Source organism: Frankia tisae, from assembly GCF_025403405.1.
GTDB classification, from domain to species: Bacteria; Actinomycetota; Actinomycetes; order Frankiales; family Frankiaceae; genus Frankia; species Frankia tisai.
Genome location: NZ_JANEZT010000533.1, coordinates 1 through 3208, shown reverse-complemented (window position 1 = coordinate 3208; position 3208 = coordinate 1). Strand labels below are relative to the sequence as shown.

The 3208-nt window shown below is 72.1% G+C and carries 2 protein-coding genes; one reads left to right on the top strand and one right to left on the bottom strand.

Annotated elements, in window-relative coordinates; genetic code table 11:
* Positions 1-60 precede the first annotated feature (60 nt).
* The gene (locus NBZ85_RS29365) at positions 61-1353 is read right to left on the bottom strand and encodes a bifunctional o-acetylhomoserine/o-acetylserine sulfhydrylase (RefSeq protein WP_261560506.1); all 1293 of its coding nucleotides are present in this window, start codon (positions 1351-1353) and stop codon (positions 61-63) included.
* Between the two features lie 794 nt (positions 1354-2147).
* On the opposite strand from NBZ85_RS29365, the gene NBZ85_RS29360 reads away from it, so the two are divergent.
* On the top strand, positions 2148-3208 hold a 1061-nt coding region (locus tag NBZ85_RS29360), incomplete at its 3' end, for a DUF7800 domain-containing protein (protein ID WP_261563193.1).

The following is a 3208-nucleotide window of genomic DNA, read 5'->3' as shown; positions in this document are numbered from 1 at the left end:
GGGGATGGCTTCAGCGGCACCGGTCCGGTCTGCGAGGCAGCCGGACCGGCGCCTCCCGGCTCAGCTCTTGGCGGCACGGAACCCGGCGTCGAGGTCGGCGAGGATGTCATCGATCCCCTCGATGCCGACCGACAGCCGGATCAGGTCCGGGGTGACCCCGGTCGCGGCCTGCTCGGTCTCGGTGAGCTGGGAGTGCGTCGTCGTCGCCGGGTGAATGATCAGCGAACGCGCGTCGCCGACGTTGGCCAGATGGCTGAACAGCTCCACTCCCTCGACGAACTTCCGCCCGGCCGCGGCCCCGCCGGCGATACCGAAGGACAGGATCGCCCCGGCGCCGCGGGGCAGCACCTGCTGCGCCCGGGAGTACCACTTCGACGACGGCAGCCCCGGATACGTCACCCAGCTCACCTCGTCGCGCGCCTCGAGCCACTCGGCCACCCGCTGGGCGTTCGAGGTGTGCCGCTCGACCCGCAGCGACAGCGTCTCCAGCCCCTGTAGCAGCAGGAACGAGTTGAACGGGGAGATCGAGGCGCCGATGTCGCGCAGCAGCTGCACCCGGGCCTTGGCGATGTAGGAGCCGTGGCCGAGCGCCTCCCAGTAGACCAGCCCGTGGTAGCTCGGGTCGGGTGTGGTGAAGTTCGCGAACCGCCCGGAGGCGCCGAAGTCGAACCGCCCGCCGTCGACGATCACGCCGCCGATAGCCGTGCCGTGACCACCGATGAACTTCGTCGCCGAGTGCACGACGATGTCCGCGCCGTGCTCCAGCGGGCGGTACAGGTACGGGGTGGCCAGCGTGTTGTCGACGATGAGCGGGACGCCGGCGGCGTGGGCGACCTCGGACACCCCGGCGGTGTCGAGGACGTCACCACGCGGATTGCCGATCGTCTCGCCGTAGAACGCCTTGGTGTTCGGGCGGACGGCGTCGCGCCATTCCTCCAGGTCGTCCGGGTCCGCGACGAAGGTGACCTCGATGCCGAGCTTCGGCAGCGTGTAGTGGAACAGGTTGTACGTTCCGCCGTACAGGCTGGACGACGACACCACGTGGTCGCCGGCCTCGGCGAGGTTGAGGATCGCCAGCGTCTCGGCGGCCTGCCCGGACGCGAGCGCCAGCGCCCCGACGCCGCCCTCCAGGGCGGTGATGCGCTGCTCGAACACGTCCTGCGTCGGGTTCCCGATCCGGGTGTAGATGTTGCCGGGCTCGCCGAGTGCGAACAGGGCAGCCGCGTGGTCGGTGTCGCGGAAGACGTAGCTCGTCGTCTGGTAGATCGGCACCGCCCGGGCGCCGGTCGTCGGATCGGGCTGCGCGCCCGCGTGGATCTGCTGCGTCTCGAACGACCAGCTCTCGGCGCTCATTGGGCGACTCTCCCCGTGTCTGTGGTGTTCAGCATGTCTGTGGTGTTCCGCGTGTCTGCGGTGTTTTGTGTGGTGGTTTCGCTGCGGAGATGGTTCCCGGGCGCCAACGGCATGATGCCGGGGCCGCCATTCACCCGCCTGGACGTGACGCCGCCGTGCCGGCCAAGCCGTGCCGCCGATGTGCCGCGCCGGCCTTGACGCCGCAGTGCCGGCCGTGAGGTGTGACGTCGCCGTGCGGCCGTGAGGTGTGACGCCGCCGTGCCGGCCGTGAGGTGATGCCGCCGTGCCGGCCGTGCTGTGGGTCTGCTGGCCCAGGGCCGGGGCGGAAGGCGCGGGCCACCAGGGAGCGGGATGCCGAACGGCCGGGCCGGGCCAGTCCGGTCAGCGACCGGAGGGCGCGGCGCGGATGTCGGAGCGGGGCCGGGGATCGGCCGGGACGCCGGTGTCCGGGCATCCCCGCGAACATCGGGGAGCGCAGTGCGACTGCCCCGAATGCCCGGCCTGTGAACTCACGGTTCCGACGCTAGCAGCGCGGCGCGGCGTTGTCTGCGCCCGGCCTGCCTGCCGGTCAAACTGCTGAAATATTCCTTGGCCGCCGCCCCGGCAGATCCCCCGGCTCCCCCGGGTTCCTCTCGAACCGGCAGTTGCAGGAGGTTCAGTCGCGCTTTCGGTCCCGGGAACGGTCATTAGCCTCATGCAATAGGCGGCAACCACATACCGGACCGCAGGCGACAGGCGGAGGGCGCGGCCGGGGCGGGCGACGGACGGCGGCCGGGACGGGCGACAGTGGAGGAATGGCTCGACTACTCCTTGGCCCCATCCAGCGTCACCCGGACGTCAACCGCGTCACCGTCTGGGTGGAGATCGATGCCGCGTGCGAGGTGCTGGTCGCCCTTGCGCCGCAGGTGGCGGGCGAGACCGCGGGTGGCGCCGCCGGCACCCCGGTCGATCCGGTTGATCCGGTCGGTTCGGTCGATCCGGTCGGTTCGGTCGGTTCGGGTGCGGCGGGTCCCGCCGGGCGGGTCGCGGGCCGTGCGCCGACCTTCGAGGTGGCCGGGCATCACTACGCCCTGGTCGTCGCCGACGGTCTCGTGCCCGGGGAGCCGGTCGCGTACGAGGTGTGGTTGGCCGGGGATACGGCGCCGCCCGTGCGGGTCTGGCCCGAGCCCGGCGCGCCGCCGAGCCTGCTGCGGCCCGTCGGCGAGGACCAGCCGGTGCGGATCGTCTTCGGGTCGTGCCGCGTGACCGCACCGCAGGAACCCCCGTACACCCTGAACGCCGACGACGACAAGCAGGGGCTGGGCACGGATGCGCTGCACGCGCTCGCGCTGGAGCTGCCCACCCGCGACCCGGCGACCTGGCCCGGGGCCCTGCTGCTGCTCGGCGACCAGGTCTACGCCGACCACGTCTCGCCGCGGACCGCTGAGCGGATCCGGCAGCGACGCGACGTCACCGCCGCGGGTCCGGGGGAGGAGATCGCCGACTTCGAGGAGTACACCTGGCTCTACCAGGAGGCCTGGTCGCAGCCGGAGATCCGCTGGCTGCTGTCCACGGTCCCGACCGCCATGATCTTCGACGATCACGACGTGCGCGACGACTGGAACATCTCCGCGGCATGGCGGGCCCAGATCCGGACCGAGCCCTGGTGGGATGCGCGGATCACCGGCGGGATCATGGCCTACTGGCTGTACCAGCACCTGGGCAACCTGACGCCGGACCAGCGTGACCGGGATCCGGTCCACCGCGCCATCGCCGCGGCCGGTACGCCGGGTGCCGACGGCATCGGCGGCCCCGGGCCGTCCGCGGAGGACCTGCTGCGCGCCTTCGCCCGGCGTTCCGACGCCGACGCGGACCG